The sequence below is a fragment of the Pseudoalteromonas sp. P80D2 genome (genome assembly GCF_036680945.1).
Classification (GTDB): Bacteria; Pseudomonadota; Gammaproteobacteria; order Enterobacterales; family Alteromonadaceae; genus Pseudoalteromonas; species Pseudoalteromonas shioyasakiensis.
In genome coordinates this window covers 1-1,427 of the sequence record NZ_JAZDAR010000001.1, presented here as the reverse complement: position 1 = coordinate 1,427, position 1,427 = coordinate 1, and the positions used below count along the sequence as shown (strand labels likewise).

Annotated in this window: 1 protein-coding gene; it reads right to left on the bottom strand. The window is 41.8% G+C overall.

The genetic code is table 11. The features are described 5' to 3' along the window. Window positions 1–9 precede the first annotated feature (9 nt). The gene (locus VRK28_RS00005) at window positions 10–1,338 is read right to left on the bottom strand and encodes an IS4 family transposase (RefSeq protein ID WP_442961228.1); all 1,329 of its coding nucleotides are present in this window, start codon (window positions 1,336–1,338) and stop codon (window positions 10–12) included. Window positions 1,339–1,427: the final 89 nt, after the last annotated feature.

Genomic DNA, 1,427 nt, shown 5'->3' with positions numbered 1-1,427 from the left:
CAATGCCAGTCAGTTAAGCTGACTGGCATTTCTTTTTTTATGTGGGTACTTTGATGGCTTAGGCTTTATCGCTCTTGGGTATCGCCTATCTTCTCTTCTAGGTGGCAGTTTAAATAGTCTCAGCGTACCTAACAGATGATCCCAGTGAATTGGAATATTACCGGGGCTCATAATTGATATTGATGAGAAGTATTGAATAACTGCCATCGAGCAGCTTGAGAAACTGAGTTGGTTAGGCCATATTCCTTCAGCTTTTGCTGCTAGGGTCATCAACCTTCGAATTAAATTGTATGCGAGGAGGATCCCCCATAGCTCCTGTCTGACCATATCAGGGCGCTTACTCCGAAGGTGGTATGTGCTATCTAGCATTGTTTGCTTTATTTCTCGATACCCTAATTCTATTTCCCAGCGATGGCTGTATAAATCAACTATTTCGCTACTTGGAAAACGAAGTCTATCTACCATCGAGGTTAGTATTCGGTAATTTTTACCTTTTATGGTTTTACTAACCAGTCTTGCTTTAATAACTTCGGGAACATCGGGGAAATTCTTTTGCGCATGCTTAGTGGTTTTGAGCTCAATTATCAGGTCATTGTTACCAACCTTAGAAACGACTTCGTATTGTAAATCAGGTCTTGCAGGTATTAGCCAATGCCTTTCTTCTCCAGTGCTGTGCCATCGATTTAACAAGCCCAGTGAATAGTACCCTTTATCAAACATGGTCAACGAGTGGTTAGGTGTACGCTCAATCAGTCGTTCAGCAAGCTTCATTTCATTCGTCTTATAGTTATCAAACTCACTGCTTATCAGTTGGTGGCTGGTGAGTTCCATATGACAAACCATGCGAATTTGTGGGAATCCTGTATCACCATATTGGTTGCTAGCCGATGAGAATGCTTCACGATTCTCATCTGAATCGGCCGTACGCCAAACAACGCCATCAACCGCTAATAAATTTAACCCAGCCCACGTGTCAAACTGTTCTGTATGGTACATATTATCAGCAGCTTTATTAAAGACTTGCTTAACGGGGTCATCACCTAATCGCTGGCGAGCTTGAACCATGGCACTCGGGGCGACTAACTGATTTTTGCCAGGCAGCATAATGTCTAGTTTATTCGCAATATTCCAGACAGACTCTTTACGAAATAATGCCATGCCAATAACAGACCAAAGCACAGCTTCTAAAGGCAACCTGCGCTTTCTAACTGTGGCTACTCCTGCTTGTTGAAAGCCTTGTTCAATCAGGTCAGAAGATAAAATTTCAGATAATTTTTCAAACGTGTGGTAACGAGTGCTTTCTTCGAAAGCAGAATGAAGAGCTTGTTCTATATTCACAAAAAAATCCGTAGTTAGTTGCCTAACTACGGATTGTGCATGATCATTCTGATCGGTCAACTGATCAACTTCTTAACTGATCAGCATTA